Source organism: Lacticaseibacillus yichunensis (genome assembly GCF_003946405.1).
Classification (GTDB): Bacteria; Bacillota; Bacilli; order Lactobacillales; family Lactobacillaceae; genus Lacticaseibacillus; species Lacticaseibacillus yichunensis.
The window spans coordinates 1-1157 of the sequence record NZ_RHOG01000073.1; the positions used below are offsets into that span (position 1 = coordinate 1).

Here is a 1157-nt window from a genome sequence, read left to right on the forward strand (position 1 = left end):
CCTGGATTATTCATAGAATTTCAAAAAAGCAGCGCAATCCCATGATTCACACGGGACTGCGCTGCTTTGGTGTTTCACCCATTGGGTGCGCCTATATGCTAAGGTTGAGTCGATGAAAACCATCACGAAAGCGAGGCTTCACACCATCTCAACTTTAACCAGCTTATCCCTGCAATGCAATACCAATGTGACTATGACCGCCGACGGCGGTCAACTTTCAAATGACGCCGGGCTCGTTTTGTTCCAAGAGTTTCTTCATCGTATCAACTTTAGGCAACTTGCCAATCAGTGCCTCAAGTTACCAGACCAACGACGATTCTGGAAGGCCTCGATGATCGACATCTTCTTGGAAAAATTGTTGCTCGACGTTGCCGGGTATTTACATGACAGTAGTGCCAATGACTGGCAACGTGATCCCGTACTGGCGGCCACCTTGGGTAGCTTTCGGCTAGTCTCACAGCCCTCACTTTCACGGTTTTTCAAGCGCCTTGAAGACGCCGACCTAGATGACTTTCGGAAGCTTATCTGGCAAGTAGCCGCCTTGGCTTTCCGTCTTAGTGGTCAATCCCGCTTCGTGCTGGATATAGACTCAACGCATTGTGATACTTTCGGTAATCAAGAACGGTCCGCCTTCAACGCTCACTATATGGCCTATGGATATCATCCTCAGGTTGTATTTGATCAAGAGTCCGGGTTGCTCTTAGACGCCTTGATGCGCCCTGGCAATGAGTACACCGGCAAGGAAGCCGATAAGTTCGTCGAGACAACTTTTTCGCGCCTATCGGCGCTCCCTCAAAGCACCAGCGTCATCATTCGAGGCGATTCGGGGTTTGCTGCGCCAAAATTTTACGAGATGTGCGACACACATGGCGTCGACTTTTTGGTTCGACTCAAGGCAAATTCAAAGCTTGGGAAGCTGGCAGAAACGGCCTTAGTGGATTGCCCTCCAAAATATGAAGAGAGCAAATGCGTCTACCACGAATTCAAGTATCAGGCCGCGTCATGGGGTAAAGCTCGCCGTGTTATCGTATGTTCTACTCATACGGCAGATGAGCTAGTTCCCTGGAACCACGCATTCGTAGTGACCAGCCTGGCCTCCGAGGCTCCAGAGACTTTGTTCAAGACCTATAGACAGCGGGGCAATGCTGAGAACCAAA

General features: G+C 50.0%; 1 protein-coding gene. It reads left to right on the top strand.

The genetic code is table 11. The features are described 5' to 3' along the window. Positions 1 to 112 precede the first annotated feature (112 nt). The coding region (locus EKM95_RS11565; RefSeq protein WP_125698568.1) for an IS1380 family transposase at positions 113 to 1157 on the top strand (1045 nt) is incomplete at its 3' end.